The 3,182-nt window shown below is 43.4% G+C and carries 3 protein-coding genes; all 3 read left to right on the plus strand.

All coding sequences use genetic code 11. The features are described from left to right. Positions 1–658: hypothetical protein (locus ACSHXM_RS21385; protein WP_435692376.1), on the plus strand; the 658-nt coding region annotated here is incomplete at its 5' end. Positions 659–666: 8 nt separating this feature from the next. Next, a complete protein-coding gene (locus tag ACSHXM_RS21390; protein WP_435692378.1) occupies positions 667–2,028 on the plus strand; it encodes a hypothetical protein in 1,362 nt (453 codons plus the stop codon). Between the two features lie 9 nt (positions 2,029–2,037). Next, the coding region (locus tag ACSHXM_RS21395) for a bacteriocin class II family protein (RefSeq protein ID WP_435692380.1) at positions 2,038–3,182 on the plus strand (1,145 nt) is incomplete at its 3' end.

Genomic DNA, 3,182 nt, shown 5'->3' on the forward strand with positions numbered 1-3,182 from the left:
GGTACAAGCGCAGTTAGAGAGTGAAGGGTTTAGTCGTGAAATGCAGCTAGGTCAAGCAGGTATTAGTGCTCAACAGGCTCAATCAGACTTGGATACACAGTCACAAAACCGTAGGGTTCAGCTAGAGCAGCTAGGATTAACAGCTCAACAGGTTGATTCACAGTTACAGTCTGAAGGGTTATCACGTCAGCAGTCGTCTGCACAGTTAGCTTCACAGATTGCACAGACCGGTGCAGGTATTAGCGCACAGCAACAACAGCTTGGTCAAAGTATGTTAGGCTTAGGGTTACAGAGTCAAGAGTTAGGTGGTCAACTTAACATGCAAGACTTAGCACGTGCTCAAGGTATGTTTGGTATGGGTCAGCAGTCAGCTATGATGCCTTCACAGCTACAAGGTGCTGAGATTGCTAATATTGGTAACTTACTACAATCATCTAACATCCCGTATCAGCAGCAACTAGCAGCTGCTCAGATGGGCTTAGGAGCTCAGCAGTCTGAAGCAGACCGTCAGATGCAACTTACCAACTTACTAGCTAACTTAGGATTGTCTGAAACAGGCTTGATGAAAGATCTAGCATTAGGTGAGAGCACGTTAACACAAGAATACATCAAGTCACTTGGTAATATCGGTGCAGGTGTTGCAGGTATTAAGTTTTAGGAGTAAGCATGGCTAACATGATTAAAGATTTACTAGCGCCTGAACAGGCTAAGTTGTTGGATGACCAACTACGAAAACAATCCCTACAGCAAGGTGTTACCAACTATGGTAATGACTCTATGGGTAAGTTCTTGACTGCGGCTTCGGGGGCTCAACGAGCCTCTGAGGGCTTTGGCATGGCTGCTCAGCGAGCTATTGCAGGGAGACAAATGGGAGCTAATGAAACAGGGGCTGTACAGGCTCAACAACAGCAGCAAGTGATGGCTGATGCTTTAAAGACAGCGGAAGGTAAAACACAGTCTGAACGTCTTTTAAACGCTGCTGAGAAACTAGAAAAAACAGGACTTACACAGGCAGTTATGAAGGCTACTCAACTACGTGAGCAAGCAGCTGCTTTGGCTGTTCAGGAAGAGCAACTTAACCTACAGAGGAAGAGAGTCGGTATCGAGGGTGATAGAGTTAGTGTTAACAGAACTGAAGCAGAGAATAGAGCAACAACCCTTAGATTACAAGAAGAGCAACAAAAAGCTCAAAATGAATTGGCACAGCAACGTATAACTGCCAGTACAACAACTCAGCAAGTGACTGTGGACTCTGAAGGTAATAGATTCAATATGATTACAACTGAAGGGGGCGAAGTTAAATACGTTCCTTTGGGCGAGGCAAAAGCCCCTGTGGGAGAAGCTAGGACGGTAAATGAAATAACTGTAGATAGTCAGATTAAGGCACGAAACGACTTACAGTTCAATAAGGAGTTCTTAGAGTCTAGGAAAGAAGCTGTTACTGCATTTAAAGATACTAAAAAGGTCTTTTCATCTGCTGATAACGCATACAAGCTGCTACAGGAGTTACAAGCAGCAGGAGGCTCAACTGGTGGTATTGTAGCTGAAACAGAGCGTAAGATTAAACGTTATTTAGGTATTGCAGATGATAAGTCAGTCCCTTCTGAACTACTGAAGAAAGAGTTGGGGATGGCTATTGCTGCGAACCTTAAAGCAACGTTTGGTGGAAGTCAGATTACAGATTCGGAGCGTAAGTTCTTAGAAGCCAACATGATTTCTATTGAAGATACACCAGAAGTAATACTACGTAAGCTAAAAGCCTCGATGGAAGTGTCTAAAAGTGGTATGGAGAAGTTAACCAAGCTAAGTAGCGCTAAAGGCTACACAGACTTTGTAGCTATTCAAAACGATTACATAGAGCAGGACTATTTAGACGTTCAAGATAAGTATGAGTTAAACTTTGGTTCTGTAGGTAGAGCTAATTCACTTGAGCAAATGACGCCCGACCAAATAGCAGCCAAACAGGCTATACAGCGACGAGCAGAAGAAAAAGCTCGTCAATCTCGCAGAGGTCAGGGCGCACGTTAGGGGTATTAAATGGCAGATATAAACAGTTTAACTGATGAGCAGTTAGAGCAGGTAGCATTAGGTAAAATTAGCTTAGACGAAGCAGTGGGTAAAACATCTTATTACACCGCCGATAATATTGACGAACTTTCTGATGAGCAGTTGGCTATGGTAGCTGCCGGTACTCCGTTAAGTGAGATTAAAAAGGAACGTAACGAGTTTGTAGGGATGGGTACGTCAATAGGCGGTGCGTTAACAGGAGCAGCTGTGGGAACGGCTATTTTACCCGGTGTTGGTACTGCTATTGGTGGCTTGATTGGGGGCGCTGTCGGCGCTTTCGGTGGTGAACTTGCAGAAGACCAGTTACAAGGCGAAGACCTGAACTACGCTAATGCCGCTAAAGAGGCAGCTATATCGGCAGGTATAGATGTGGCTACGTTAGGTGTAGCTAAGTGGGCAAAACCTGCTTATTATGCAGGTAAACGTGCTTTAGGCTTTACAGCTGAAGAGGTTGCACAGGATATTGTTCAGAAAGCTGTAGTAGATAAAGGTTTGCAGGTTGCAGGAACACAGACAAGCTTAGCAGCTACGCAGGACTTATTATCCACGACAGGTGCTACGCTAACCCCTAGTCAAGTAGGTGGTGATGGTATACTTGAATTCTATGAGAACATTGGTAGAGGTGGTATAGCTTCTGGTAAGTTGTTTGAAGAGAATATGGTAAAAGTTAATGATGCGGTGAGCGGAGCTATTAATGATTTAATAGGTAAGCACCAAGCCGGTGTTGCTTTAAAGGGTGAGCTAGGTGAGTCTGTAGACAATGTACTTTATGAGGCTAAGAAGTCACTGGGTAAGCAATATGAAATAGGTTTGCGTGAGGTCGAATCTCTTATAAAGAATGACAAGGTTAACGTTATAGGGATACATGAAGCCCTTGAGGGTTTCTTAAAGTCTAAGACCAATAAACTAGGCGGTAGTTCTTTACAAAATGATGCTTTACGTATTATAAAGGATTTGCAGAAAGACCTTTCTAATGGTTTTAAAGTTGAAGATATTGTGGAGACTGTCAGAGTACCTGTAAAAGGTTTGTTTGGAGAAACTACATATAGAAATGTTAGCAAGGTAACAGGCAAGAAGAAAGTACCAGTACCTCTTATGGCTAAACAGCTTATAGA

The sequence above is a fragment of the Paraglaciecola sp. genome, assembly GCF_051252315.1.
GTDB lineage: Bacteria > Pseudomonadota > Gammaproteobacteria > Enterobacterales > Alteromonadaceae > Paraglaciecola.